Origin of the sequence: Microcystis aeruginosa NIES-4325 (assembly GCF_008974145.1) — a bacterium.
GTDB classification, from domain to species: Bacteria; Cyanobacteriota; Cyanobacteriia; order Cyanobacteriales; family Microcystaceae; genus Microcystis; species Microcystis aeruginosa_G.
Genome location: NZ_BJKP01000005.1, coordinates 46,595 through 73,061 on the forward strand (window position 1 = coordinate 46,595; position 26,467 = coordinate 73,061).

26 protein-coding genes, 1 tRNA gene and 3 pseudogenes are annotated in these 26,467 nt (G+C 43.6%); 18 read left to right on the plus strand and 12 right to left on the minus strand.

Features of this window, described 5'->3' with window-relative positions; genetic code table 11:
- Positions 1–11 precede the first annotated feature (11 nt).
- Positions 12–812 carry an RNA methyltransferase gene (locus tag MiAbW_RS04095; protein ID WP_002765474.1) on the minus strand — a complete coding sequence of 267 codons (801 nt, stop codon included), beginning with the start codon at positions 810–812 and terminating at the stop codon, positions 12–14.
- A 36-nt stretch (positions 813–848) separates the two neighbouring features.
- Here MiAbW_RS04095 and MiAbW_RS04100 point away from each other — a divergent pair, with 36 nt between their 5' ends.
- From MiAbW_RS04100 to MiAbW_RS04115, 4 genes are all read left to right on the plus strand, one after another.
- Entirely contained in the window at positions 849–1,004 is a 156-nt protein-coding gene (locus tag MiAbW_RS04100) for a DUF2256 domain-containing protein (protein WP_002801262.1), read from the plus strand.
- Between the two features lie 169 nt (positions 1,005–1,173).
- Positions 1,174–2,322 (plus strand): glycosyltransferase family 4 protein, encoded by a 1,149-nt coding sequence (locus MiAbW_RS04105; RefSeq protein ID WP_151695042.1) that lies wholly within the window; start codon positions 1,174–1,176, stop codon positions 2,320–2,322.
- Between the two features lie 9 nt (positions 2,323–2,331).
- On the plus strand, positions 2,332–3,666 hold the full coding sequence (locus MiAbW_RS04110; protein WP_151695043.1) for a TrkH family potassium uptake protein: 1,335 nt from the start codon (positions 2,332–2,334) through the stop codon (positions 3,664–3,666).
- A gap of 73 nt (positions 3,667–3,739) precedes the next feature.
- Entirely contained in the window at positions 3,740–4,429 is a 690-nt protein-coding gene (locus tag MiAbW_RS04115) for a potassium channel family protein (RefSeq protein WP_151695044.1), read from the plus strand.
- 132 nt (positions 4,430–4,561) lie between these two features.
- Here the strand turns inward: MiAbW_RS04115 and MiAbW_RS04120 are convergent, their stop codons facing one another.
- The 3 genes from MiAbW_RS04120 to MiAbW_RS04130 form a co-directional block, all read right to left on the minus strand.
- Positions 4,562–6,160, minus strand: a complete 1,599-nt coding sequence (locus tag MiAbW_RS04120; protein ID WP_151695045.1) for a SpoIID/LytB domain-containing protein — start codon at positions 6,158–6,160, stop codon at positions 4,562–4,564.
- A gap of 180 nt (positions 6,161–6,340) precedes the next feature.
- A complete protein-coding gene (locus tag MiAbW_RS04125) occupies positions 6,341–7,390 on the minus strand; it encodes a hypothetical protein (protein WP_002765465.1) in 1,050 nt (349 codons plus the stop codon).
- A gap of 108 nt (positions 7,391–7,498) precedes the next feature.
- Positions 7,499–9,472, minus strand: a complete 1,974-nt coding sequence (locus tag MiAbW_RS04130) for a protein phosphatase 2C domain-containing protein (protein ID WP_151695046.1) — start codon at positions 9,470–9,472, stop codon at positions 7,499–7,501.
- 284 nt (positions 9,473–9,756) lie between these two features.
- Between MiAbW_RS04130 and MiAbW_RS04135 the strand changes: the two genes are divergently transcribed.
- Positions 9,757–10,305 (plus strand): DUF4126 domain-containing protein, encoded by a 549-nt coding sequence (locus tag MiAbW_RS04135; RefSeq protein WP_151695047.1) that lies wholly within the window; start codon positions 9,757–9,759, stop codon positions 10,303–10,305.
- 18 nt (positions 10,306–10,323) lie between these two features.
- Here the strand turns inward: MiAbW_RS04135 and MiAbW_RS04140 are convergent, their stop codons facing one another.
- Entirely contained in the window at positions 10,324–11,829 is a 1,506-nt protein-coding gene (locus MiAbW_RS04140) for a hypothetical protein (protein WP_151695048.1), read from the minus strand.
- 127 nt (positions 11,830–11,956) lie between these two features.
- On the opposite strand from MiAbW_RS04140, the gene MiAbW_RS04145 reads away from it, so the two are divergent.
- Positions 11,957–12,029, plus strand: a tRNA-Glu gene (locus tag MiAbW_RS04145).
- 19 nt (positions 12,030–12,048) lie between these two features.
- Here MiAbW_RS04145 and MiAbW_RS04150 read toward each other — a convergent pair.
- Positions 12,049–13,398 (minus strand): sensor histidine kinase, encoded by a 1,350-nt coding sequence (locus tag MiAbW_RS04150; RefSeq protein ID WP_151695049.1) that lies wholly within the window; start codon positions 13,396–13,398, stop codon positions 12,049–12,051.
- Between the two features lie 320 nt (positions 13,399–13,718).
- On the opposite strand from MiAbW_RS04150, the gene MiAbW_RS04155 reads away from it, so the two are divergent.
- From MiAbW_RS04155 to MiAbW_RS04170, 4 genes are all read left to right on the plus strand, one after another.
- The gene (locus tag MiAbW_RS04155; RefSeq protein WP_151695050.1) at positions 13,719–14,192 is read left to right on the plus strand and encodes an EVE domain-containing protein; all 474 of its coding nucleotides are present in this window, start codon (positions 13,719–13,721) and stop codon (positions 14,190–14,192) included.
- Between the two features lie 3 nt (positions 14,193–14,195).
- A complete protein-coding gene (locus MiAbW_RS04160; RefSeq protein ID WP_151695051.1) occupies positions 14,196–15,050 on the plus strand; it encodes a prohibitin family protein in 855 nt (284 codons plus the stop codon).
- Positions 15,051–15,285: 235 nt separating this feature from the next.
- Positions 15,286–15,471, plus strand: coding sequence for a hypothetical protein (locus tag MiAbW_RS04165; protein ID WP_045360613.1), 186 nt, complete (start codon positions 15,286–15,288; stop codon positions 15,469–15,471).
- Positions 15,472–15,795: 324 nt separating this feature from the next.
- The gene (locus tag MiAbW_RS04170; RefSeq protein WP_151695052.1) at positions 15,796–16,452 is read left to right on the plus strand and encodes a discoidin domain-containing protein; all 657 of its coding nucleotides are present in this window, start codon (positions 15,796–15,798) and stop codon (positions 16,450–16,452) included.
- A gap of 82 nt (positions 16,453–16,534) precedes the next feature.
- Here the strand turns inward: MiAbW_RS04170 and MiAbW_RS04175 are convergent, their stop codons facing one another.
- From MiAbW_RS04175 to MiAbW_RS04185, 3 genes are all read right to left on the minus strand, one after another.
- Positions 16,535–17,218 carry a response regulator transcription factor gene (locus MiAbW_RS04175; protein ID WP_151695053.1) on the minus strand — a complete coding sequence of 228 codons (684 nt, stop codon included), beginning with the start codon at positions 17,216–17,218 and terminating at the stop codon, positions 16,535–16,537.
- A 99-nt stretch (positions 17,219–17,317) separates the two neighbouring features.
- Positions 17,318–17,773 (minus strand): (2Fe-2S) ferredoxin domain-containing protein, encoded by a 456-nt coding sequence (locus MiAbW_RS04180; protein WP_151695054.1) that lies wholly within the window; start codon positions 17,771–17,773, stop codon positions 17,318–17,320.
- 55 nt (positions 17,774–17,828) lie between these two features.
- The gene (locus tag MiAbW_RS04185; protein ID WP_151695055.1) at positions 17,829–18,131 is read right to left on the minus strand and encodes a hypothetical protein; all 303 of its coding nucleotides are present in this window, start codon (positions 18,129–18,131) and stop codon (positions 17,829–17,831) included.
- A 115-nt stretch (positions 18,132–18,246) separates the two neighbouring features.
- Here MiAbW_RS04185 and MiAbW_RS04190 point away from each other — a divergent pair, with 115 nt between their 5' ends.
- From MiAbW_RS04190 to MiAbW_RS04200, 3 genes are all read left to right on the plus strand, one after another.
- Positions 18,247–18,648: an Npun_F0494 family protein gene (locus MiAbW_RS04190; protein WP_172967342.1), complete on the plus strand. Its 402-nt coding sequence runs from the start codon at positions 18,247–18,249 to the stop codon at positions 18,646–18,648.
- Positions 18,649–18,867: 219 nt separating this feature from the next.
- Positions 18,868–20,343: a cobyric acid synthase CobQ gene (cobQ, locus tag MiAbW_RS04195; RefSeq protein WP_151695057.1), complete on the plus strand. Its 1,476-nt coding sequence runs from the start codon at positions 18,868–18,870 to the stop codon at positions 20,341–20,343.
- A gap of 9 nt (positions 20,344–20,352) precedes the next feature.
- A complete protein-coding gene (locus tag MiAbW_RS04200; protein ID WP_151695058.1) occupies positions 20,353–20,592 on the plus strand; it encodes a 2Fe-2S iron-sulfur cluster-binding protein in 240 nt (79 codons plus the stop codon).
- 15 nt (positions 20,593–20,607) lie between these two features.
- Here MiAbW_RS04200 and MiAbW_RS04205 read toward each other — a convergent pair whose 3' ends face one another.
- Positions 20,608–21,312: a cytochrome b/b6 domain-containing protein gene (locus MiAbW_RS04205; protein WP_151695059.1), complete on the minus strand. Its 705-nt coding sequence runs from the start codon at positions 21,310–21,312 to the stop codon at positions 20,608–20,610.
- A gap of 44 nt (positions 21,313–21,356) precedes the next feature.
- On the opposite strand from MiAbW_RS04205, the gene MiAbW_RS04210 reads away from it, so the two are divergent.
- Complete coding sequence (locus MiAbW_RS04210) at positions 21,357–22,097, plus strand: TIGR00297 family protein (protein ID WP_151695060.1); 741 nt, start codon at positions 21,357–21,359, stop codon at positions 22,095–22,097.
- 36 nt (positions 22,098–22,133) lie between these two features.
- Positions 22,134–23,189, plus strand: coding sequence for an amino acid ABC transporter substrate-binding protein (locus tag MiAbW_RS04215; protein WP_151695061.1), 1,056 nt, complete (start codon positions 22,134–22,136; stop codon positions 23,187–23,189).
- Between the two features lie 2 nt (positions 23,190–23,191).
- On the opposite strand, the gene MiAbW_RS04220 is transcribed toward MiAbW_RS04215, so the two are convergent.
- On the minus strand, positions 23,192–24,079 hold the full coding sequence (locus MiAbW_RS04220) for a lipid kinase (protein WP_151695062.1): 888 nt from the start codon (positions 24,077–24,079) through the stop codon (positions 23,192–23,194).
- Positions 24,080–24,128: 49 nt separating this feature from the next.
- Positions 24,129–24,623, minus strand: a pseudogene (locus MiAbW_RS04225) (Rpn family recombination-promoting nuclease/putative transposase); the annotation flags it as partial.
- 253 nt (positions 24,624–24,876) lie between these two features.
- Between MiAbW_RS04225 and MiAbW_RS19900 the strand changes: the two are divergent.
- The 3 genes and pseudogenes from MiAbW_RS19900 to MiAbW_RS04240 all read left to right on the plus strand — a co-directional run.
- Positions 24,877–25,277: pseudogene (locus MiAbW_RS19900) on the plus strand (PEP-CTERM sorting domain-containing protein); the annotation flags it as partial.
- 191 nt (positions 25,278–25,468) lie between these two features.
- Positions 25,469–25,864: a transposase gene (locus MiAbW_RS04235; RefSeq protein WP_172967341.1), complete on the plus strand. Its 396-nt coding sequence runs from the start codon at positions 25,469–25,471 to the stop codon at positions 25,862–25,864.
- A gap of 4 nt (positions 25,865–25,868) precedes the next feature.
- A pseudogene (locus MiAbW_RS04240) lies at positions 25,869–26,447 on the plus strand (RNA-guided endonuclease TnpB family protein); the annotation flags it as partial.
- Between the last annotated feature and the right edge of the window lie 20 nt (positions 26,448–26,467).

The following is a 26,467-nucleotide window of genomic DNA, read 5'->3' on the forward strand; positions in this document are numbered from 1 at the left end:
ATCCAGATTTATTATCGATCGCTAGGAGAATTTTTTTTCTTGCCCTTGAGACTATCAAGACCGAGAAAAAGTTGCCCGATACTTTCAATATGACCGATAATGCCCCGCAGCAGGGCTAATTCCTCCACCGTGGGCCGGGCCCGATGATAAAATTGCCGGAATTTCTCCATCCTAGCGGCGGCGGTGTGGGGGTAAAGATAGCCAATTTTGAGCAAAAAGCTCTCCAAGTGCTGATAATAGCCTTCTAGAGCCTCAAAAGTGGCATTAGGGAGCGTTTCTAACGGGGGTTCGAGCCTATTTTCCGTCGCCATTTGATACAGTTCGTAGGAGCAAACCGCCACCGCTTGGGCGAGATTGAGGGAGGAATATTGAGGATTAGCGGGAATACCGACAAAACGCTGGGCGTGGTTCAGTTCGCTGTTACTTAAACCCCGGTCTTCTGGCCCGAAAATTAATGCCGATTCCAGGTTAGGGGTGAGTAACCAGGGTAAGGCGGTCCGGGGTGTTTCGAGGGGAGTATTCAGGTGACGGGGTTTCGAGGTGGTGGCAATGATGCGATGACAACCCTGCAAAGCTTCCCCAAGGGTGGCTACCTGTGAACAGTTTTCTAGGACTTCAATTCCGTGTACTGCCATGCGTCGCGCTTCTTCTGCCAGGATATCACAGGCAGGATTGACGATAATTAAGCGACTTAAGCCCATATTCCGCATAATTCTGGCAGTGGAACCCACATTTAAGGCTCCAGCCGGTTCAACCAAAATAATTCTCAGGCGATCGAGTGGGGAACTCTGATTATTTTCATCTACACTCATAGATAAGGCGCAGTTTTTGACTTTTTAATTTTAATCATGGCACGTCAGGTCTCGAAGTCCGATCTTCCCAGTAAAATTTGTCCCGTTTGCGGTTTATCCTTTACTTGGCGCAAAAAGTGGCAAAACTGTTGGCATGAGGTCAAATACTGTTCAGAACGCTGTCGTCGTCGCAAGTCCTCGGCGAATCAGTAAAAAGCCGAGAATTTTAACTATCAAATAGGCACTCTTGCAAAAGGCAATTTTTAGCTGAGGACTTAGATGGGTAATTAATTTTGCTTAGGTACTGTATTAGCTTTTAATTTTACGGCTAATTTAGTAAGCTGATATTTGGCTAAATTAACTTTTTCTTAAGAGAATCTGAATGCACATTGCCTGGTTAGGAAAAAAATCTCCTTTTTGCGGTAACGTTACCTATGGGCGAGAAGTGACTAATTCCCTGCTCGATCGAGATTATCAAGTCAGTTTTCTGCATTTTTCTTCCGAAAAACCCACCGTAAGCGATTGGCCTGACTTTTACGACGAAATCACCCTGCCACGTCTCTATAGTTCCCAAGTCTATACTATTCCCACCCTGAAATCGAGTCGGGTTCTACAGGATAAACTCAGGGAACTGAAACCGGATCTAGTTCATGCGTCCTTACCCCTGTCTCCCCTCGATTTTCTACTACCAGAAATTTGTGAGTCTTTAGATTTGCCTCTGGTGGCGACTTTTCACCCGGCTTTTGATAGTAAAATTCGCAATATCATCTCCAGTACCCAATTATTAACCTACCAACTACACGCCCCTTTTTTAGCTAATTACGATAAAGTAATTATTTTTTCCACCTCTCAACGGGATTTTTTAGTTAAATTGGGAGTTCCCGAAGAAAAATTAGCAATTATTCCCAACGGGGTTGATGTTAATAAGTATTGTCCAGGACTATCGAATATTAAAGCTCAATATAATGCCGATTGTTTATTTATTTATCTCGGTCGGATCATGCCGGAGAAAAATGTAGAATCTTTATTGAAAGCTTGGAAAAAAACCAATTTAGGGGATAGATGCAAACTGCTCATTGTGGGCGATGGTCCGTTAACTCCTTCCCTTAAACCTTTTTATGGAGAAGAAGATGGTATTATCTGGTTAGGTTTTATCGGCGATGAAAATAAACGAATTGAAATTTTGCGCGGGGTTGACGGCTTTATTTTACCCTCATTAGTGGAAGGTTTATCGATTTCCCTCTTGGAAGCGATGGCCTGTGGTGTTGCTTGTCTGGCCACGGATGTGGGGGCCGATGGGGAAGTGTTAAAAGGTGCGGGAATAGTTCTAGATACTAAAGGACTGATTACCCAATTAAAAACTCTCTTGCCCGTATTACGAGATCATCCCGAATTAACCACAATTTTAGGTCAAAAAGCCCGTCAAAGAGTTTTAGAATCTTACACTCTTAGCAAAAATATCGATCGCTTGCAGTTAGTTTATCAAGAAGTGTTAGCCAAAAAACAATCTTCTCTTAGCTACTTTCACTAGGGAATTTATATGACAATCGCACGCACAATTTGCTTGGGATTTATGGCGGTAATTTTAGCGGGAACTTCCCTGTTGATGTTGCCTGTTTCTACCACTAGCGGCACTTGGAATGACCCAATTGTTGCCCTGTTTACCTCCACTTCTGCCGTCTGTGTCACGGGTTTAGCAGTAGTAGATACGGGTACTTATTTTTCTTTTTGGGGTCAATTATTTATTGCTTTATTAGTGCAAGTGGGAGGTTTGGGTTATATGACCACTACCACTTTTTTAATGTTATTAATTGGGCGAAAATTTGACCTGAGACAGAAGTTAGCGATTCAAGAATCCTTTGATCGACCTTTCCTACAAGGTAGTCAAAGTTTAATGAAATCAGTGATTGCTACTACCCTAGTTTTTGAGTTAACAGCAACTTTAGTTATGTTAACTGTCTTCTCTCAAAAGTATGATTTTAGATATGCGGTGTGGTTATCTTTATTCCATAGTATTAGTGCTTGGAATAATGCTGGTTTTGGCTTGTTTAAAGATAATTTGATGTCCTATCAATCCTCAATTATTATTAACTTAGCCATCACAGGATTGATCATTTTGGGAGGTATCGGTTATCAGGTAATTATCGAGTTTTACACTTGGTTTATTTACCGCTTTCAATATAAAAGAAAAGGCTTTGTTTTTTCTCTTAACTACAAAGTTGCTATCAGCACAACCATATTTTTATTAGTGATAGGAACATTGGCTTTCCTATTTACTGAACAGGGAAATGGTGACACTTTGGCTAATTTATCACTTAAAGATAAATTGCTGGCTGCTTGGTTCCAATCGGTAACATCGAGAACAGCAGGATTTAATACCATTGATATTGGTAAAATTTCCGTAGAAGGTTTATTAATTACCATGGCTTTGATGTTTATTGGTGCCAGTCCTAGCGGTACAGGGGGAGGTATTAAGACCACAACTTTTAGGATTTTATATAATTGTACCCGCTCGGTTTTAAGAGGTCGTGAAGAAGTAACTCTCTATCAAAGACGCATTCCTATGCCGTTAATTTTAAAGTCAATGGCGGTGGTTTTTGGTTCAGTTATAGCGATTATTATGTCCACCCTAGCTATCTCGTTTGTCGAGACAGATTTTAAAATGATTCAACTGTTTTTTGAGGTGGTTTCTGCCTTTGGAACTGTCGGCCTATCTACGGGGATAACCGCAGCTTTATCGCCGATTTCTAAGTTAATTATTGTTTTTATGATGTATCTGGGACGGGTAGGAGTTATACTTTTAATAGCGGCTATTATCGGCGATCCGAAACCAACAGTTATTAATTACCCCGAAGAAAACCTTTTAGTGGGATAATTAATATCAGTTATCAGTTATTGGTACTTATTGATACTAGCATTTTAAATGCGTAACAGTTTAACTTAAAATTATGCAATCAATTAAATTTTTTAGTAGTATGCGTCCCCAAAATCGTCAATTTGCCGTCATCGGATTAGGCAGATTTGGGCGCGCCGTCTGTGAAACCTTACGCAAACAAGGTTATCAAGTGGTAGCGACAGATATTGACGAAGGATTAGTAGCACAAGCGTTATCTGATCGAATAGTAGATAATGCGATCGAGCTTGATTCTACCAAACCTAACGCCCTGCGAGAAGCGGGAATTTTTGAAACCGATACGGTGATTGTCGCTATTGGTAAATACGTGGAAGAAAGTATCATTACTACTCTCAATTGTAAGGAAGCGGGGGTTAATTTTGTCGCCGCTAAAGCCTCCACAGAAATTCATGGAAAATTACTAAAAAAAGTTGGTGCAGATTTAGTAGTTTTTCCCGAATACGATGCCGGTTGTGAGTTAGCGCACCGTTTAACTAAACCATCAATTTTAGAACGATTTGATCTCGATCCCGAACATAGTATTGTCGAGTTAAAAGTCCCGGAAGCTTTTCACGGTAAAACCCTAGCAGAGTTAGAAATTCGTAATCGTTATGGGTTAAATATTGTCGCTGTCGGTAATGCGGAAAAATTCAAGATTAACCCCAATCCCCAAGAAAGATTACACAAGGATTTAGCCATGGTGGTAATTGGTTCTAACCGAGATATTCAGCGTTTACCGATGTAGAATTTAGTCAAATATTTGCTCTACTTAGTTTCTAATCCTCTTTTTAGGTAGGAGAATTGTCAGAGCCTTTCTCTTGCCTTTTGCCTATTGCCTCTTGCCTTGAGAAACTGATAACTGATAACTGATAACTGCTTAATTTCCTCGCCAAAAGATAATCGAATTATTGAGAGTTTGGATGGTGGTACCGGGATAATAGAAAGCGAGAATTTGTTCGGGAGACCAACCCAAACGGGCTAAATTATAGGAACCAAATTGACTTAATCCTACCCCATGGCCGAAACCGCCACCAATAAAGTTATAACCCTTAATCTGTCGATTGGTATCGTAGATAGGATCGATGTAGAATAGGGTACTGCGAGGCGGTCCTAAGGCACTACGCACCTCATTTTTATGCAGTTCCAAAATCCCCTTATCGGTTTGAATAGTCATAGTCAGAATCCGACCCGAAGGAGAGCGCTTAGTCACTTCCATCCATTGGATTTGCTGGAAATGGGCGAGGGGATGTTTTCGCCGTGTTAGATAGGTTTCTAGGTCTTGACTCAAATCAGCTAAAGAAGCTTGTTTTTGCCAGCGAAAAACCCGTCGCCCCGTCTCATTAAAACCATCTTTAAGATTAATAAACTGGCGAAAAGTTGTCTCATTAGCGAGAGATTGTTTCGACAAGTCCCAGACTCGATTAGGGGAGTCCACCACTGCCCGGAGATATGGTCTTTCTTCCCCATCCCAAACATCACTAAAGAGGGCAGTTACCCCGCCGGTGGTTGAGGAATAAAGGGCATCCACTAACTCATTTTGGTAGGTTAAAACCAGGCCTTGGGTGGATGAGATCGCTTGATCAGCCCGAGGATTAGTTCCCGTCAATCCATAATAAACTTGACAATGGGTATCGGCACAGAGTTCGTAATTATCGGCTTGAAAACGGCGGCGATTGCGGAGGGCGTAGGTACGGGCGATAATAGTTTGCGCTTGGGTGGCACTTTCTGGGGCATCATGACCGATTTCGTGGGGTACAACCCCGCGCAGGTAGGTTTCGAGGGGAACGTTATTAACTAGGGTAAAAGTGCCGTAGGCGTTGGGCTGTAGGCGCATAGTCCCTCCGTACAAACGTACCTGATCGGGGCTATGGGTGACTTGAATCAGGTTTTTTTGGCTCTCGATTTCCAATTCTTTGGGAAAATAGCGCACCCCGTTGATCTGGAAAGAAACTTGCGGCTTTTCTTTGAGTAAAACACTATTAATATAGGGTTGATTGTGGCCTTTGGTTTGCAAACTGGTCAGCAACCAACGCCGCACTAGGGGATTTTCATAAACTTCTCGCTTTGCCCAAACCTGCCAGCGCCCAGGTTGGGTAATTTCTACTTTAATGCCCATTTTTGCCCAATTTTTGGCGCTATTTTCGGCGGTTTCAAAGGTGGCGTGGTCGCTCAAAATGACTTTTTCTTGGAGGATGGGAGAAGCGAGGGGACGGGGAATAACTTCTAATTGTAGGCGATTGGTTTGCAGGGTTTGGGATTGGCCATCTTCTCCCACCATGCGGAGGGTGAGATTATCACCACTGGTACTACTGAGGGTTAATTTTTCCTTGGCTTCATCGCCAAAACGTTGGACAATGCCCACTCTCAGAAGCACATCCTTGGCCATAGCGGCAGGAATTAGGGTTAAACTGAGCAAGATCGCCGCAGTTATGGAACCGATGCTAATTATTTGTTTTTTTTCCTTGATTTTTAGCATAAAGTCAAGTATCTATTAATAAGTTTTCATAAAAATTGAGGATATTCAGAGATTATAGCAGCAAGCCGTTAGGGGAATGGGGGAATAGGGTAATGGGGGGGATAGGGGAATTTCAACTAAAACCCTAAAACCCTAACACCCCAACACCCAACACCCAACACCCAACCACCAACAAAGCATCTAACTTCCCCCATCGCTGATAATGCGTAAACGTACCATTTTTTGACCACCTTCATCCAGTTCTACTTCGATCACTTCACTGGTTAAACTTTCCAAACAGGTTAACATCGATCGCAGATGGGGATTACTTGCTCCCGTATCTACATAGAGGCGATCGGACAAACTACCCAAACGTTTCCAAGTAGTATAAAGTTTAGCCACGGCCTGCTCTAATTGTGTGGCTTGTTTAACCAGATCCGCCGCCGTATTTAGACAATCGACGCGCAAAGCTTCTTCTAGAGCCATTTCAATATCTAAATTACCCCGTCGGAGAGTTTGCACTTGGGCCGCCGCATCGAGATATTTGGCTAAACTGCGTGCTTCCGAGGTAATTAATTTTACCGTATCTACATCGGGATTAGCGGCGATTTCTTGACGGAGAGTGTCGATATGAGTATCGGGTAACTTTTCTAATTCTTTCACTAGGGGGGCGAGATGACGCGCCGGTAAACTGCCGTCGCTGGCTTTTTCCTTCACTTCATCGGGTAGTAAGTCTGAACTCATCGCCGTCCATTCATCGGCCAATTGCTTTACCTCCCGACGGGTAATTCTTTCCCCTTGTCGGGCTGCATCACTGACTAATTTTTGAATTTCGGGGGCAGATTTGGCCGTTTCTACGAAGGCGCGTTTACTAAAATTATTGATACTATCGGGATCCAGTTGTCCTTCCGCCAGGAGAGTATCGGCACTATTAGCCAATTGAATCAGAGCATAAGCTTGACTTTTAGTGATTTCTCGCTGTTTTAACCAGTTTAAAAAGCCCGTACCCCGACTATCACCGCCTTGCTTCTCCCGGTCGCGAATAGCTCGCAAAATTCGCCCCCGCCAGATTTCCGTTTGCAAATCAAAGCGATCGCAGACTTTCCAAAAAGAATCCAGTTGCTGCTGAAAGTCGTGATCTTGGATGGTTTCATCTTCGGGATCCGGCAGTTGAAAGTTAAACTCTAGAGGCGTTTCAAAGGCATCAATGATCGCGGAGGTGTCGGAGGGGAACGTCGCAGCATCAACCATATATGATAGACTCGGCAGTTAATCAGGCATTTTATCTTAACTCGCTCTGGCAACCCCCGACAAGCCGATTAATCTTCGACCACATATAGGGAAGTGGGGAGGTGGGAATTAGGGATTGGGGGGACTAGGAGCGGTGACAGGTGCGGAAGGTGTCGTCACCGGACTGATATCGTTAACAGGTGCAGGAGAAATCGATGGATTGGAAGCGGTATCACGACTCAGGAATTGCCAAGCGATCGCAGCCAGCAAAACGAGGACACCGATAGCGATCGCTCCCATCGGGGTAGAAACGGTAGTGCGCTGGGGGGGAGAGGTAGGACTAGGAACCGAAGAAGATGCGGGGGAGGGAGCGGGTATTGCCGTCACCACTTCTTCTCCGGGGTAGGTTTCCTGACTAGGAGCAAAATCTTGGTCATTCAGATCCGCAATAATCCGTTCTTTGGCCTCAGTATAAACTAAAGGCGTGACGGGTTCAGCCGCAGGAACTACCCGACAATAAACTAGGGCGATGGTGGAGTTATCGTGACCGTTTTTCTGGTTAGCTAGTTGTAATAAACTTTCCCCCACGGCGGTTACAGTTTTCTCTCCTCGCAAAAGAGGCAGAATTTCACTGTCCCAGTATTGTTCTACCCGATCATAATCACTTAAACCATCGGAACAGAGGAGAAAAACACAATCTTGATCAACAATCAACCTCTGAACAGTGGGATGGAGATTATTGGAGCTACTCATCCCCAAAGCTTGCACCAAGGACCCGGCGTTGGGATACTGTATGGCATCACGATAGAGGAGATAGCCTAATTTCACTTCCCTGGAAGCGAGATCATCATCCACGGTCACTTGATGACAACCGTGGGCAGTAATCCAATAGATACGGGAATCTCCCACATGGGCTGCGTACATTTCTTGGTTCTGGGCAAAAGCCATAACTAGAGTCGTACCCATGCGCCGGCGATCTTGTCTTGACTCCTGATCATTGCGTTGACTGATCAGATCATTGGTGACACGAATCGCCTGTTCGAGGACAAGACTGTAACTATCGGGACAGACTTCAATATCAGTGGTGGGACCCTGATTAATTTCCCTAGACAGGGTTTCGATCGCCAATTGCGCAGCGATTTCGCCCCCTTCCTGACCGCCGATGCCATCACAGACAATCGCTAGGGGCTTGCCCTGAGCTTTGTCGAAGGGATTTTGACCATGAGCGAGGGTTAGGGCCTGATTAGCAGGGGGATAACAGGCATCCTCGTTGTGTTCCCGTAGCGAACCAGTATCGGTGCAGGTAAAAATCTCATAGGTGCGATCTTGACCTCCACCGTAGTGCTGTAGTGCATAATCGAGAATAGTGACCAGGGATTCTGGGCGATCGAGATCACCGGATTCTAGCTCTTGGGTTAGGGATGCGAGAAAATCTTGAACATTAGCGGCTGCCGTCGGGATCAGACTGGCCCAGAAAGCCCCTAAATCTCGTAAATTGGGAGCGGTGGCTTCGTCTTTGCTTAATTCTAGCAATTGCAGCAGCTGATTATTCACTCTCGTCAGAAAAGGGTTAAGCAGACTAGAGACCACGGCTTTTTTCTGGAGGGGATGCCAGAGTTTGGCCATTTGCCATAACCAGTGAATTTGCCTTAAATCGGAAGCTTGCGACCAAACCTCGCCGAGAGTGGGCAATAGTTCTGGATAAATTAATTCTCCCGCTTCATCGAGGGGAATAGTGCCGTATTCCAACAGCCAGATGTCCATATTTAAGCGTTCGTCGGGACTGGGAATATAGCCGTAGATTTGGGGAATGTGAAGATGAAGGGGTAACAATTTTAGGTAGAGGGAAATCCAGCTAGGAGGTTCGTCCGGCGCTTGGGGTGCTTGAGCGGGTTTAGTATCAATAACAACTTGTGGTTGTTTGACCAAATAACGATTATCAATTAGCTCACCAACACGATAATAGGTTCTCCCCCAATCACCCATCATCCATAAATAGCGCTTAACTAAAGGAGTACCACATTTTTCACAGAATCTATTAGTGAGAGCGTTCGGGGCTAGACAAGTTAGGTTTTGACATTGGAGGGTTGTCAGGGAGTCCATAAAAACTGTTTACTCCTAAAGCGCGGTTACTATTAAGTTAATAAAATAGCGTGTTTTTAGCCAGGATGACTGCCAGCATATTGCAGTGTTTCCCAAAATTTAACCTTTGTCGCTCGATCGGAAAATATAGAATGGAGAAGAATACGCCAAATCTTTCAATTTTAAATTGCTTGTTGAGATGAGGCCCTCTTGCGAGGGGCAACAGGCAACAGTAAAGAGATTGGGGGAGACTCAACTAATCCAAGGATAGGCGGTGAAAATGCGTCTTAGCTTAACTGAAATCTATGTTAATTGGAATTTTAGCGGTACTTTCGGCGGCGACGGCGGCTGGTCTGCGCACTGCTTTACCGTTGTTGGTTATTGGTTTGCTACGAACTAATCTCTGGCAGGATGTCCCGTTATTATCGCGTCTTCATCCTCAAGTTTTACTGGCGATTTTGGTTAGTTGGTCGTTATTCGAGTTGTTGGGTTCCAAGAGTCTTTTGGGGCAGCGGGTTCTACAGAGTATCTCTTTATTTACCAGTCCGCTCGTCGGAGCGTTAATGAGTTTAACCATGGTGAAAATGTTGCAGTTAAATCTGCAACCCCTTTGGTTAATTGCGGGAGTAGGGGGATTACTCGCTTTTGTGATCAAGTTAGTACAAGTGGGCTGGTTTTTTCGTTTGCACGGTTTACCGATTTGGGTGACTTTGTCCGAGGAATTTTTATGTTTTATTTTAGTGCTTTTTGCCCTCAGCGCCCCAGAAAATGGCGGTTTAATCGCTTTATTGCTACTCTGGCTGGTGATTCGTAGTTCCAGCTTGTGGCGCAATTGGTATAGCCAAAAACAGTAGCCGTGACTTCAGACCTGATTAACGTTTGCGTTTGAGTAATTTAGAAATGCCTCGATTGTAGCGCAACCAACGCCAAATTTTAATAACTAATTCCTCCAGCCATGAAATAATCGCATCTAATCCCTCTAAAATCCGTTCTAAGGGGTGTTTAACGTAGCCGAGAGGAGTTGACTCGGTTTCTAGCCATTCTTCGTTAATTGGTTGAATTATCTCCCTAGTGTAGCGGGGATCTAATTGGGGGGCGGGGGGGGATTCTCCATGAATAATTTCGGCAACGGCCGGGGGGATTTTTTGTAAAGATTTATTTTGTTTTTCTTGACTAAAAGCTCCTTTTGTGCTATCTGGCTTTGCTGGGGTGACTGGGGACTGGGGAAGGGAATGAGCGGGTTTAAAGCGGGGTTTTTCGGAGTCTTGGGGAGAAATAGCCAAGATATCGGCGGATTCTAGCCAAGGTTGCTCGCTGACGGCGGAAAATGTCAGGGATTGGCGAGAGGAAAAGAAGTGATCGATCGCCGCTTGGATGAGTTTGCCGATCGTGAAGGGATCCGCTTGGGTTTGTTTTTCTAGCCAATCCTGGAGACGTTGCTTGAAGGTGATCAGCAGAGAATTAGGAAGACTTAGGGGATATTTTGCCGATAAAGCGGGGTAATCGGCACTATATGCTAAATTATTCTTCTCTTTTGCCCAGAAATGCTCGATCGCCGCATAAACTAACCAATAAAGGTGCCAGAGATAGGAGGAATTTTTCTCCAGAGTCGGGGATTCGTTAAGGAGATCGGAAGGAGGGTTAGAGGTGTGGCTCAAACTGCTGGGGATTGCGGGGGAGATAGCGAGAAATTTAGCCTCGAAAATCGCTAATTTTTCGTCAATGACTCCTAAAATTGCTTGAGAATTTAAATTAGGCAGTGGTAAGGAGGGTGGTGTCGAGGTTTTGACGAGATGGGATTCCTGGAAGAGATTTATGGCGATCGCTATTTGTCCCTGTTGTTCCCAGCGTAGTAGGTTCCAAAACCAACGGATCGGAGGCAAGACGGGATTTTTGTCGGTAAAATTCGGTAATAAAGGCGGATATTGAGGGTTTAATCGCTTAATTTTCCGTTTTTCGAGGGCGTAGTTAGCCAGTGCCGTCCTAATTTGTTTTTCTATTTGTCTTTGGGTTTGATTATCGGTGATTTTAACAGTCTGGTGATCGTTAGTGACGAAAACTAAAGCTTGATCCTCTAGATCGGCTGCTATGCCAATAAATGGCGTTTTTTGGTCAGATAAGCTCTGGAGAAATTCTTCGATCGCATCCGTCCCCTCTTTGCCAGAGGGTGATAATTGTTTCTGGAGGCTGTTCCCCAATTGATTAGCCGTCATCCGCAGGGATTGTACCAGCAAATAGACGGGATAGATAGCTATTTGCAGGGCAAGAGCGATCGCATTTTGACCGCGACGGGAGACGCGGCCGAGGTTATCTTTCAGACGAATCAAACGACGGTTGATCAGGTTGAACAGTCGGCTTTTATAGGGATCGGCAGCCATGGATTTTGGGCGATATCATCTTCATTTAGACTATCCTATTGTGCAAGGGCGGGATAAAAAAAATTTTTGCCAAAACCCTTGACTCCCAGAAAGATTATTGTTATATTTAAAAAGGTCTGAAATCCAAGCCCCCATCGTCTAGTGGCCTAGGACACCTCCCTTTCACGGAGGCGACAGGGATTCGAATTCCCTTGGGGGTATGAAAAAAAGTCAGCGGTGTTAAGCTTCTGACTTTTCGGTTTTTTTCTCCCGTTGATAGCTTTTTGGTAGGGTGACGGTGAAAACTGTTCCTTGATCGATCTGACTTTCGACGCTAATTTGTCCATGATGACTGAGGGTAATCGCTAAAGCGATCGCTAATCCTAATCCTGTTCCCCCGGAAGTGGCGGAATTTTGTCGCGCAGGATCGAGACGATAAAAGCGATCAAAAATATGGGACAAAGCAGCCTCGGGAATCCCGATTCCGTTATCTTTGACGCGTACCAGTAACACCGATTGTCGATCGCGTTTACTTTTTTCCAATTCCACAGCCACATTTTTAGGCTCAGATTCGGGTAAAAAAGCGTGTTTTAGGGCATTAGAAATTAAATTTGTGAATAAACGGGCTAATTGATCCCAATCTCCCCCCATAGTAAACATTTCATCGCTGTAGGAAAAATCCTCTTGGTCCGGTTCCACGATCGACAAAGAGAGGGAAATTCCCTGCTTATCGGCGATTAAACGCTGTTCTTCCACCACTTCCATCAATAAAGCATCCAAAGGTACAGCTTGCTCGATCGGTTGGACGATGCCACTATCAGAACGGGCTAAAAAAAGCAGATCATTGACTAAATTGCCCAATCTTTCCGTTAAACGCTCGATCACTTGCAAGCGTTGATCGCCAGTTTGGGGATAAGCGATCGCCATTTGCACGTTAGTTTGGATAGTGGCGATCGGATTGCGTAATTCATGGGAAGCATCGGCGGTAAATTGTTTTAAACTCTGATAGGACTCTTTTACTGGTTGAATGGCTAAACCGGACAAAAACCAACCAATTCCGGCGACACTGGCAATCATCAGGCAAATTCCGAGGATTAAATCCAATAATAGCTGTCTAATTGGTTTTGTCACCTCAAACCAAGGATGACTTACCCGCAGATATCCCAAAACATAATGATCGATTTCCACCCTTTCGGTTATTTGTCGCAGCAGACGATCATCGGATAAGCGAATAGTTTCCCCTTGACGGTGGGGATGGAGGGGAATATCTAAGGATTCGGCCAGAGTTGACCAAACTAGATTACCTTGGGGATCGAACCATTCCAAATCTATATGATCGTCCTCCACAGATTTACCCTGACTGGGAAAACTTGCCAGGGGATCGACGCGATAACGTCCTTGGTTCGGGGGAATCGATTCGATCACGAGGGAACGATTTACCACCTCAATGATGTGTTTGAGGGTATCATCAATGCGATCCACTAGGGTATGGCGCACATAAAAATACATTCCCGTAGCGAGAAAAAGCAGTAGTATGGCAGTGACAACAGTGTACCATAAGGCTAAACGGCGGCGAGTGGCTTGGAACACCGATAATCTATGGATTGGCTAGATATTTTTAGAGCAATGTATCTTATTTTACAGCTTATTTGAGCGATTTAATGCTGGAGAATAAATTATTTTTAGCCATAGGGAAAAACTGACGGTTGCCAAGAATAGCTAGACTTGAAGGCTCATAGTCCTGAAAAATTGTTGCTAACAAAAGTATTTTTAGATACATTCTTCTCAATAATTGTTTGAGTAGAACTGCAAAAGCAGCCAAAGTGAATTATATTTAACCCTATGGTAACAAGGCTGACAGGAACGGCTAAAAATATTTTTGAGCTTATTTGAATTAATAACAACTATAAATGATGAATTTAAATTATTGGTTAATGAAATCGGAACCCGATGTCTATAGTATCGAGGATTTAAAAAAAGATGGTCAAACTATTTGGGAGGGAGTGCGAAATTATCAGGCCCGCAATTTTCTCCGTCAGATGAAGCGGGGAGATCTGGCCTTTTTTTATCATTCTAATACGACCCCGCCGGGGATTGTGGGCTTGATGCGCGTAGTGGAAACCGATAGGATCGATCCGACACAATTCGATCGCAATAGTCCCTACTATGATTCTAAATCATCTCCAGATTCCCCGCGCTGGTGGACGGTTAAAGTTGAATTTGATCGCCTTTTTCCCCAACTGCTGCCCCTAGGAATTTTAAAACAAAATTTTACCGCCGATGAATTATTATTAGTAAGGACAGGAAATCGTCTGTCAGTGATGCCCGTTAATCAAGTGATCGCCACAAAAATTCTCGCTTTAGTCCCTCGTCAAGGAGTATAAACTATGAACCAGAAAGATGCTATTAATTTACTTTCCCTGATCGGGGGATTATTAGCTGCTATTGTCATTTTAGCGGCCTTTAATGCCTATGTGATTATCACCCCCGGACAAGCGGGAGTTTTAAGTGTTTTAGGAAAGGCTAAAGACGGGGTTTTATTGGAGGGATTGCACTTTAAACCTCCCTTTGTTTCTAGTGTCGATATTTACGATGTTACGGTGCAAAAATTTGAAGTTCCCGCCCAAAGTTCCACTAAAGATTTACAGGATTTATCAGCTAGTTTTGCGATTAATTTTCGTCTCGATCCTACCCAGGTAGTGGTCATTAGAAGAACCCAAGGCACCCTACAAAATATTGTCGCTAAAATTATCGCCCCTCAAACCCAAGAATCCTTTAAAATTGCCGCAGCTAAAAGAACCGTAGAGGAGGCAATTACTCGACGCAGTGAGTTAAAAGAAGACTTTGATAATGCCCTATCGACTCGGTTAGAAAAGTATGGTATTCTAGTCTTAGATACCAGTGTGGTAGATTTGAATTTTTCTCCAGAATTTGCCCGGGCTGTCGAAGATAAACAAATCGCAGAACAACGCGCCCAAAGAGCGGTTTATATCACCCAAGAAGCGGAACAACAGGCCCAGGCAGAAATTAATCGCGCTAAAGGGAAAGCTGAGGCACAAAGACTATTAGCAGAAACTTTAAAAGAACAGGGAGGCGGATTAGTTTTACAGAAAGAAGCGATCGAAGCTTGGCGCGAAGGTGGGGCGCAAATGCCCCGGGTTTTAGTCATGGATGGATCGGGAAAAAATAGCGTACCATTTTTATTTAATTATAGTGATTCTTTTCAGGAAAATACCCCTTAAATTCCGGTCTATTTAGCTGCATTATTTTCTCAAGATACAGCCTTTCCCATAGTATCGACGCTCGGCTCCCCCAAAGCAAAACTTTGTACCTCACCATTAAGATAACTTTTATCAGTTTTGTTGAGAAATGTGTAGAGTTGGAGCCGACCCTTGACTGGAACCTAAGCTCTCGTGATAACTTGTAGAGGAGTCATCGACAAGACACCATCAGCTAGACGACCCTTCCAGTTTCTCTATGTTTCATCCTCACCAATCGGAAACCCGTGAAGATATCCGCGAGTATGTAGCTCAACTACAGCTTCACATGGCTTTACAAGCTCGTAATCTCGTTCCCAGTCTGACTAATACTAGAGATAGTCGCGAGAAACTGCTGCAGGATACCCAAGCAACCATCGAAAAAATCGTTTCCCGTCATTTCTAGTTGACCGATTTTACCATAGTCATTTGAGCCGCAGAACAGACAATACAGCAAGCTGGGGAATATTTTGGCCTTCTTGGGTTTATGGTGATGAACGCCTCTACCAGTCACAGCTGCTGCAATGTGAACATTTTTCAGCCAAGAGCCAAGAGAGGCTCTTTTTTTTCTGATATTGAGAGAATAAACCTGAATCCCATACCATAAAAACGCAAAAAAAACTGTATTAAAAATAGCAGAAATGGGCTTAAAAAAAAATTAAGATATAACTGGGTGTTTCACATCTACTTAACCTTAAATCAACTAAACTTTACAGAAAACAGTTTGCCAATGAAAGTCACGATTGCACCGATTGTTTTATCCACTGCCACTTTAGGCTTGATGTTGGGTGTGGCACAAAACGCCCAAGCCGCCCCCGCCCTGATTCCTGATATCACTGCCTCAACCAATATGGGGAACTCTTTGTTGTTTCCTGGTATAGTCGAGACCGTCAATGGGGACGGGTTGCCAGGTAACAACCCAAGTCTGACGGGCAATCATAATTTGTCAGCAGGGGGTAATGCTTGGATTTCAGCTTTAGGCAGTTCCACTGGCAATATCACTTTTAATCTCGGTCGTGCCTATAGTCTCGAAGGTTTTAGCTTCTGGAACCTTAGCGGTTTTCTTGTTCGCAATCTGGGGATTAATGGCGTAACGGTTCAATCCTCCACCAATGGTACGACTTGGACTACCATACCAGGCGCCCCTACTTCCTTCGCTCGTGGAAATTTACTTATTCAGCCTCCACAAGTGTTTAGTTTTAGCCCAGTTACTGCGTCTTCTGTCCGGTTTGTTGTTAATAGTAACTTTCAATCACTTCCAGGTTTTCTTCGTAGTACTGGCTTCTCTGAGGTTCAATTTAAGGGAACTCCCATTCCCGAACCTTCTTCCTTGCTTGCCCTGTTAGCCGTTGGTTTAGCGGGTGTTGGTTTAAGAAAAAGAAGTTAATAGTTAGATGGCAAGGATGGTTAATTACCCTTAGCCATCCTCTCCCCACTTTTCTTAAACAGGATTTAGTCTAGGATACCTGCTAGGAATAAAGAAAAATGATATTACTTTCGATCGCCCACTGAGTCAATTCCGTGCGATTATGAAGACCAGTTTTATGAAGCATATTCGACACATGACTTTCGATTGTCCGTTGACTAACATTGAGTTTTGTTGCGATTTCCCGATTAGCCAGTCCTTGAGCGACCATTTGTACTACTTTTAACTCCGTTGGGGTTAATTCCACATTACCCGGAACCTGAAAAGAGGTGACATCTGGAGAATGAACGCGGGCGCTGCGTTTCAGCAACCGGCCCGCTTGTGTGAGGGAAGACTCCACCAGGGCTACTAATTCTTCCGGTTCAAAGGGTTTGACCATATAAAAATCAGCCCCGGCGGTTAAACCTGTCACCTTGTCCTGACTTTGATCCTTAGGGGAGAGAAAGATCACGGGAAGGCCACTAAAACGACTGTCCTGACGAATTTTTTCGAGGAAGGCATGACCGTCCATTTCCGGCATGATCAGATCGCAGATAATCATATCGGGCATTTCCCTTGCTTTGGCAGCATTTGCCCCACGTTCGAGGATTTCTAAGGCCTCCCGACCGTTTTCTGCGGTTGTCACCCTATAACCACGAAACTCTAGATAATCCTTCACCAAAAGTATTAAATTTGGGTCATCGTCGATTAATAAAAGTTGTTTGTTGTCTTTGTTGGTCTCTTTCATCGCTATTTTCCGGGCTGCAGGGTTGGGGGAATGGAGACGGACAAAGGATCGACAGGCAAAAGGTAAAAGGTAGTTAGATATGTGTAGTTAATTAGGGTTTCAGTTAGTTTTAACGCTGTTTTCCTCTATTGTTTCCGGTTCTCCTCCCGGACAGTTCAGGGAAATTGCCGGTAAATCGTGGCAAAGGAAAGCATATTCGGTGACGATTTGATTACCGATTAGGTGTTCTTGGATAATTCTTTCGATCGCTTCCTTGTTTACCCTTCCATACCAGACCCCTTCCGGGTACACTAATAAAATCGGACCCTGGCTGCAAACCCGCAAACAGTTGGCTTTAGTGCGAAAAATACAACCTGGACGGTCCGCGCTAGGGCGATCGAGTTCTAATTCACTTAACCGTTTCTTTAAATAATCCCACACTTCTAACCCTTCTTGCTTGTCACAGCATTTTGGCTTAGTCTGATCGCAGCAGAGAAATAGATGACGCTGGATCTGGGCCAGTCCCAACTTAGCCACATTTTCCCCCAAGATATCTCTGGTGTCTGTTTCTTCCATAAATTTTTTTTATCAACTAAACTCTTGACATTGAATAGAAAATGTGCATAGCCGACTAAACTTTCGGTTTGAGGATGTAACGATAGATGAGATAAAAGATAGCGGCGAGGATTAAAGCACTTAAAACTGCGCTAACTAGGCGTAAAATTGCCGTTAAAATGGAAAAAGTCACAAAAACCCCCGCCACTGCCACAACTACCTGTGCTGGTGTGGACAGGCTGCCGTACCAAGTTTTCACTTTTTCAACAGTGGCAGCGAAACTAACCGGGGTATCAACGGGGGGGAAATCGTCGGTTTCAATTTCCACTTCCACTTCCTCTGGGGTATATTTAGTATCGAACGGTTCGGGAGACTGCATAAACACTCAAGCTACTTAACACTTCATCCCTATTTTATCGGTGATTGGGGTTGACAGGGGTTGAGGCCAGATTAATGTAACAATGAGTTTATCAATAGCTAAACCACCAGAATCCATGAGCCTATCGACTGCCACCGTTACCGCCATCAATTATCCTGATGCTACCATCACCAGGGCCGAACGCGCCCTCTGTTGTTCTCCTTTCCGTGTCACCCTATTTGCGGCTATGCTGGAGCGAAGTGTATCACTTTTAAGCATCCCTGGTGCTGGGGGTTTGGAGAAAGGTTATACTTCCAGACTGCTGACGGAAGCAGCAGCGGAAAGCTATCTTCTCTGGTTGATTAAAGTGGGAATTTTGCGGCGCGAAGTAGATGGACAGGGAATAACCGATAGTTTTCGTCTCACTCCTTTAGGGAGAAAATTAATAGAAAAATGGCAACCCCAAGGAGACTTTTTCCCTCAACCCACTTTCTGGCAAAGATTTGTCAATACTCTGCAACGTTGGTTTTCTTTTTAATGGTGTCAGGAGTCGGGAGTCAGTTATCAGTTATCAGTTATCAGTTATCAGTTATCAGTTATCAGTTATCAGATGTGAGTTTTCAGATGTGAGTTTTCAGTTATTAGCCTCTTGCATGAGTGCCTGTCCTTATAAGTAGCATATACTCAACGGATTTAGTATCAACTGATTACTGTTTACCGATTACTGTTCACTGAAAATGCTCAATAAAAAAACTAGATGAAAGCAATTATGGTAGTGGGGACGACTTCCCACGCGGGTAAATCTTTTTTAACTGCCGCTTTATGTCGTTTATTCAACCGGAAAGGTTGGCAGGTAACACCCTTTAAAGGTCAGAATATGGCCCTTAATGCCTATGTTACCGCTGGAGGGGAAGAAATGGGTCACGCCCAGGCGGTGCAAGCATGGGCTGCGGGGACAATTCCCCGGGTAGAAATGAACCCAATTTTATTAAAACCCCAGGGAAATATGACCTCTCAGGTGATTATTAAAGGCAAGGCTGTTGGTGTCACCACGGCAGCGGATTATTATCAGAATTATTTTGACCAAGGTTGGCAAGCAATTAAAGAATCTTTAGCTAAATTATCGGCAGAATTTGATCTAGTTGTCTGTGAAGGTGCGGGAAGTCCGGCGGAAATAAATCTCAAACATCGGGATTTAACTAATATGCGGGTGGCTAAATATCTCGATGCCGCTACTATTTTAGTGGTGGATATTGATCGCGGGGGGGCTTTTGCTCACGTCGTTGGTACGTTAGAATTATTAGAACCGGAGGAAAGAGCTTTAATTAAAGGTATTGTGATCAATAAATTTCGCGGACAAAAATCTCTCTTAGATTCGGGGATTACTTGGCTAGAAGATTATACAAAAATTCCCGTCTTAGGAGTTCTTCCCTATAGCGATATCTTTTTAAGTGCCGAGGATTCTCTCAGTTTACTCGATCGCCCCGCCCAAAAACCCAAAGCTGAACTAAATATCAGTGTCATTCGTCTGCCTCATATCGCTAATTTTACTGATTTTGACCCTCTTTGTGGTGAAGCAACGGTTAATGTCCGTTATCTAGAATTACAGGAATCTTTAGGTGATCCCGATGGGGTAATTATCCCCGGTTCTAAAACCACTGTCGCTGATTTAATTGCTCTTAATGAAAGTGGTATGGCTAATCAATTACAAGCCTATCACCAAAGGGGAGGTATTATCTTTGGCATCTGTGGTGGTTTGCAAATGTTAGGGCGATTAATCTTGGATCCTGACCATCAAGAAGGTTCCGATAGTGAGGCAGCTGGCTTAAATTTATTGCCATTGAAAACGGTAATTACTGCCGAAAAAATTACTCGTCAACGACACGTTTTATCCAATTATCCCCAAGGGGGTTTACCAGTAACAGGATACGAAATTCACCAGGGAATAAGCGCATGGGAAAGTGAATCAGGTTATCAAAAAATGTTCGTGGAAGATGCTAGTCTAGGAATTGTCAATGATTCTCTGTCAATTTGGGGCTGTTATTTACATGGTATCTTTGATAATGGTTCTTGGCGAAGAAATTGGCTAAATCATCTGCGTCAGCGTCGCGGTTTATTATCTTTGCCTACGGGAATTGCTAACTATAGTGAACAAAGAGAAATAACCCTAGATAATATGGCTAATTTACTGGAAGAACATTTAAATCTTAACCCTATTTTTGCTCATTTGTAAGGAGAAATTATGACTATTTCAGTGCGTTTTTTACCCGATGATATCATCATGGAAGCGGAAACTGGAGAACTATTATTAGATGTGGCCAAAAAAGCAGGAATTGAGATTCCTACCGGCTGTTTAATGGGTTCCTGTCACGCCTGTGAAGTAGAATTAGATGATGGTACTCAAATTTGTAGTTGTATTACTGGTATTCCATGCGATCGAGATTCTTTAACCGTTCATTTATACTCCGATCCGCTTTGGTAGGTTGATCCCTTGGATCTAGTCAAACTTGGGAACAATCCAAGCCGCTATAATAGCCAATAAAACAACAATTTCTAAGACTTTATATAAGTTAAGAGATTGTAGCCACTGCCAAGTATTGGCTAGACGCAAACTTAACCGCCATTGACGTAATTGAGATAACCATAATTTCGGATTATCTTGTTCACGAAAACCCCATTTAAGGATAGATAATAACAGGGGAACTCCTCCCACTTTAGCAGTCATGAGCAGGTGCAGCACCAGACATACTACCATAATTAACCAACTGAGCAAATGGGCATAATACCAAAAGTGATTTAATTCCCCTTCTGGTAGCCATTCGGAATCCATCATCCGGCCACTATACAAAGCAAAAGTGAGGGCAAAAAGAGTCAAAGTATTGACTAAACGATGGAGACTATACCACCAAATCGGCTTACCAAATTGGGTTAATTTGTTAAGAGAATCACTTTGAATTAATCTTTTGTTGCCGCGACGAAAAGCATAGATAGCAAAAACGGGAAAAATAATCAGAGTATAGAGGCCAAAAGTGCCATGAATACTTTCAATTTCTCGATATTCTGGTAAAGGCAGTTTTAACCAACGACCGTCAAAAGTATCATAGGTCCAATAGGCCGTAACCATGGCGGCAATGAGGGCAATTCCCGTTAATCCGTGCAGAATTCGCAGTAAAAGAGGTTGATAAGGTTGATTAGTTTTCATGGACTCGATCGATACAATAGGGGATGTAAACTTGCCCAGATACTATGTTAACTAATCCTTGGCTCGTCGCTATTCTTCTCAATACCGTCCTCCTCGGAATCGCTGCAATTGCGCCAAAAAAGCTCTTAACTCCGATGGGTTATCTCCATGCTTGGGTTTTAGGGGTAATTGTCTGGGGAAGCTTGGGATGGCGCGGTTATCTAATTGTTTTATTCTATTTCCTTGTCGGCTCTACTGTCACCCGCATCGGTTTAGCGCGCAAGGAAGCGGAGGGAATCGCCGAAAAAAGAGCGGGGGTACGCGGTCCAGAAAATGTCTGGGGTTCCGCTTTAGCGGGGGCAATTTGCGCTATCCTAAGTCTTTTTGCCGCTTCTCCCTGGAATTACCTCTTCATACTCGCTTATGTGGCTAGTTTTAGCACTAAATTAGCCGATACTACTGCCAGTGAGGTGGGCAAAGCTTACGGTAAAACTACTTATCTGATTACTAATTTTAAATCCGTCCCCCGGGGAACGGAAGGGGCTGTTAGTTTAGAGGGAACGATCGCCGGTTTGCTGGCAGCCACGGCTATTTCCCTGTTAGCATGGGCTATCGGTGCGATCGATCTTCTGGGTGTGTTATGGTGCGTAATTGCGGCCTTTATCGCTACCAATATCGAAAGTCTCATCGGCGCTACCCTACAAACTCGCTTTCTGTGGTTAACTAATGAATTGGTCAATGTGATCAATACGGTTATCGGTGCGATCGTCGCTATACTGTTAAGTTTGCTCTGGTCTTTCAGCTAAAATTAAGTGACTAAAAAAATTTTTCAGAGAATATCTATGCTAAAGTGGCGTTTTTGTGCATTGTCCCTACTGTTACTGCTAACTACTGCCTGTGGGACGGAAAATCAACCGAATTCTAGTTCTAACACTGCAAATAGTCCCGATACGGGCCGCTTGCAAACGGTGAAAAATCGCGGTAAGTTAATTTGTGGCATTAACGGAGAAGTGCCAGGGTTTAGCTTTGTTAATGAAAAAGGCGAATATTTGGGCTTAGATGTGCAAATTTGCCGAGCTATTGCGGCGGCTATCTTTGATGATCCCTCCAAAGTCGAATATCGTAAACTTAGTCCCCAAGAGAGATTTACTGCCGTACAGACGGGAGAAGTGGATATCCTCAGTCGCAACACCACCTGGACGATTAACCGGGATACCGCCCTGGGGATGGAGTTTATCACCCCGGTTTTCTATGATGGTCAAGGAATTATGGCCACGAAAGCCAGTAATATTAAGAAATTAGAAGATTTAAGCGGAAAGTCTATTTGTGTGCTATCGGGAACCACCACAGAACAAAATCTGGCCGATGCCATGGCAAAAGCGGCAGTGCAAGGTTATAAACCGATCGTTTCCGATGATGTGGAGGCTTTATATACAGCTTATCAGGCGGGGCGCTGTCAGGCTGTCACCTCCGATCGCTCCCAATTGGTGGCCCGGCGCTCGGTTTTTCCCCAACCGCAGGATCATCAATTATTAGAAGTGGTAATATCGAAGGAACCCTTGGCCCCGGCCGTGGCCGATGGTGATCCCGCTTGGTCGAATGCCGTCCGCTCGATCGTTTTTAGTTTAATTCAAGGGGAAGAATTCGGGATTAACTCAGAAAATATTGCCACTTTTGCCGACAGCAAAGACCCCAGTATTCGGCGCTTTTTGGGTATCGATGAGAAGTTAGGCGAAGATATGGGTTTACCCAATGATTTTGCCCAAAGAGTCTTAAAACAGGTGGGTAATTACGGTGAAATTTATGATCGGGAAATCGGTAAACCCCTGCAACTCGATCGAGGTTTAAATAATCTTTGGACAAAGGGGGGTTTATTGTATTCTCCTCCTTTTCGTTAATTTTAAGATTGTGTTTCCTGACGGGGAATATAGACCCCTATGGCTGCTGGAATAACTCGAAACATGGCGGGAGTAGTGCTAGTAATTTCGCCATCGGTATTGATACTATGGGGTTTACGAGTCTCAATTTGAATTTCTTTGCCGTTAAGAGTTCTCACCCAAGATAATAAACCCTGTTGTCCTCGCGGTAATGTCCACAAAAGCGGGAAAATTTGCCACCAGTGTTGAATTTCTAGGCTATATAAATCTAATCTTTGATCATCAATTTGGGCATCGTAAGCGATCGGCATTCCTCCCCCATAATAACGACCATTTCCGATCGCTATTTGTAGGGTTTTAACTTTGATATTTTCTCCATCAATACCGATCATAGCAGTAAAAGGACGGGTTTTACTTAATACCTGTAGGGCTGTCCAAGCGTAGGCAAAAATTCCTAAACGTCGCTTTAAACCCTTGCTCAGTTTTTGGGTAATTTTCACACTTAATCCTAAACTAGCCACGTTGAAAAAGTATTTATTATTTACCCAACCTAAATCGATATATTTTAAATTACCTTCCGCAATAATTCGACAAGCTTCGGCAATAGAATTCGGTATCCCTAAAGTCCGGGCTAAATCATTAGCCGTTCCCAGAGGTATAATGCCTAAAGGCAGTTGAGTTTCTACCAACATATCCGCCATAGCATTAAGAGTCCCATCGCCACCACCGACGATAACTAAATCAATACTAGAGCGATATTTTTCCAACAAAAAAGGTATATCTTCTACCTTTTTAAAAGGGACGCTGATAATTTCAAAATCCCAATTATTAAGCAGATCAACAGTTTGAGCAAAGTTTTCTTTACCCTTGCGTGAGTGACGATTAATTAGTAGTAAAGCTCTTTTAGTCATAGGTAAGTTTCTTAGCAGTGCAAGGATAAAGATTAAGCTGCCCGCGAATTTAAATGCGCGGACTGCTGATCGCTCTAACCTGTTTAACCTCTAATTCTAAGGCGGATGCGACTTGCTCAACGCTTAACCCTAAGGCTAACAAACGAGGAACCGCCTCTAGTGCTTTGTTTAGTCTGCCTTCCTGACGCGCTTCCTCGCACACATCTTGAAAACACTGAGTTTGTTTTAATTCATCTAAACTAAACATAGTTTCTATCTCCCGACGATTGAGAGGCGGTAACTTATAAACGAGAATTGTCTCTATTAATTGTAAGAGTTCTTGCGGTTTTTGGTCGGGGGTTAATTCTTGCCGCACTCTTTGGATTAATTTTCGGGTACTATCAAGCGCTTTTGCTTGAGATAGGGTGATTAATTGCACTGTGGCTAAACCAATGGAAGTTTGAGGAGTGTTTTCTAATTCATTCAGATAAATCCGTCTCACTCGCTCGCAGTTGAGGAGTTCCCGATAGCGTTGAACTTGATTGGTTTCTACTTGAGGGTTAGGTTTGCTCCCCCCTAACCCCTAAAATAGCGCAATCTTAATCATTACCGATTAATTTAAGATGTTTACTTGGCGAACCCTTCCAGTCTCTCCCTGATTAGCTTTTTCCAGATTCATCAATCAAAAACGGAGAATACTTGACAAATTCGGGGGGGTAGAATGAGGCTGCTTATTACTATTAAGCAATGATTTATGGGGTATAAATAGCAATTTTTCCCCATTCTTAGCCATGACATTAACTTGCCATCAATCAAAAATGACTAATCAACTGCTTAAAGCCCTTTGCCTTTCTGCGGTGACTTGTTCCGTTTTCAGTGCCATTCCCGCCCATGCCGCCATTTTTACCGCTACCTATCGGATACTGTTTCACAAAACCTTGGTGGTGTCGATAACGTTAATGCCGGTGATACTGCGGTTATTACCTATCAGTTTGACAATGGGGGAACTTCCCTGCTCAACCAAACATGAACCGCCAGTGATATTGTGAGTGTCACCTTCAACTTTGGTAATGGGGCCCACGTTACTACCTTTAATCCTAATGGGGGTGATGGGTTGGATGGTAGTACAGGAAGCTTTGTCACCAATGCCTTAGGACAATTAACGGCTGTTCCTTTCCAATGGGGTGATGGCAGAAATGTTGAATCTCGTAACAAAACTTTACATTCAAGAATATGACAACCCCAGAACGCCATTTTTCAGATTGAATATAGCGGTTCCTGTTCGCAAGAGGTACATTATCAATGTTGAAAAGTTTAATTATTAAAGGTTTAATTGTGCCACACAGGCGTGAGAACTGCTATAAAAGATGAGGAAAAAGATTAAATATTCGGGGACTTTACTCGGTGGGCGTGAGTTTTGACTATGGATTGAAATTAGGCTCTCTATACGGGGACACTTATATTAAGCTTCTCGAATGGCAAGTCCAACTTGCTGCCCAACATTTTGAAAAGACGGGGGAGATTACCGTCATCGTTCAAGATAATCATCCCATTCATACAAGTAAGCAAGTCAGAGAATATTGGGATAAGTGGCAGCAGCAAGGATTATTTTTCTTTCAACTGCCCAAATATTCCTCTGAAATGAATCTTATTGAAACTGAATGGCATCAATTGAAAACTCACGAACTGGTAGGTCAAATTTTTCCCGATGATTACGATTTAGAGATCGCTGTTAAACAAGGGATCGAAGCTCGCGCTCAAAAAGGAGGATACGAAACTCACTGTTTTAAGTTTAATTCTGCCTAGCTACTTAAAAAGGAAACAACAAAAGCTATCGCGTCAAAAGAAGGGAAGTAACAACCGTCAACAAGCTAGAGGTAAAGTAGCTAAAGTTCACTCTAAAATCTCAAGATGTCGTGAGGATTTTCTCCACAAGCTATCCCGTAAGATAGTTAACGAAAACCAAGTTATTGCGGTAGAAAATCTCAATGTCAAAGGCATGGTACGCAATCATAATTTAGCTAAGGCTATTAGTGATTGTGGTTTGGGAATGTTTTGTACAATGCTCAAATACAAGGCAGAATGGGAAGGAAAAACCTATATTGAAGTTGATAGGTTTTTCCCTAGTTCTAAGACTTGTAATGTCTGTCTGAATCAAGTGTGTATTTTATCCCTTGATGTTAGAATATGGACTTGTGAACATTCTCAGACAACTCATGACCGGGACATAAATGCGGCAACAAATATCAAAAATGAAGCCTTACGGATACTTGCCCTGAGCTACGTCAAAGGGTATTTTCGTTAGGAAAAGCGCGATACTGCCTATAGAGGGGATGTAAGACCAAAAGCTGGGCGTAAGTCCGTCTTGAGGCAATCCCCCGTGAAATAGGAAGCTCTCAACGACCTTGA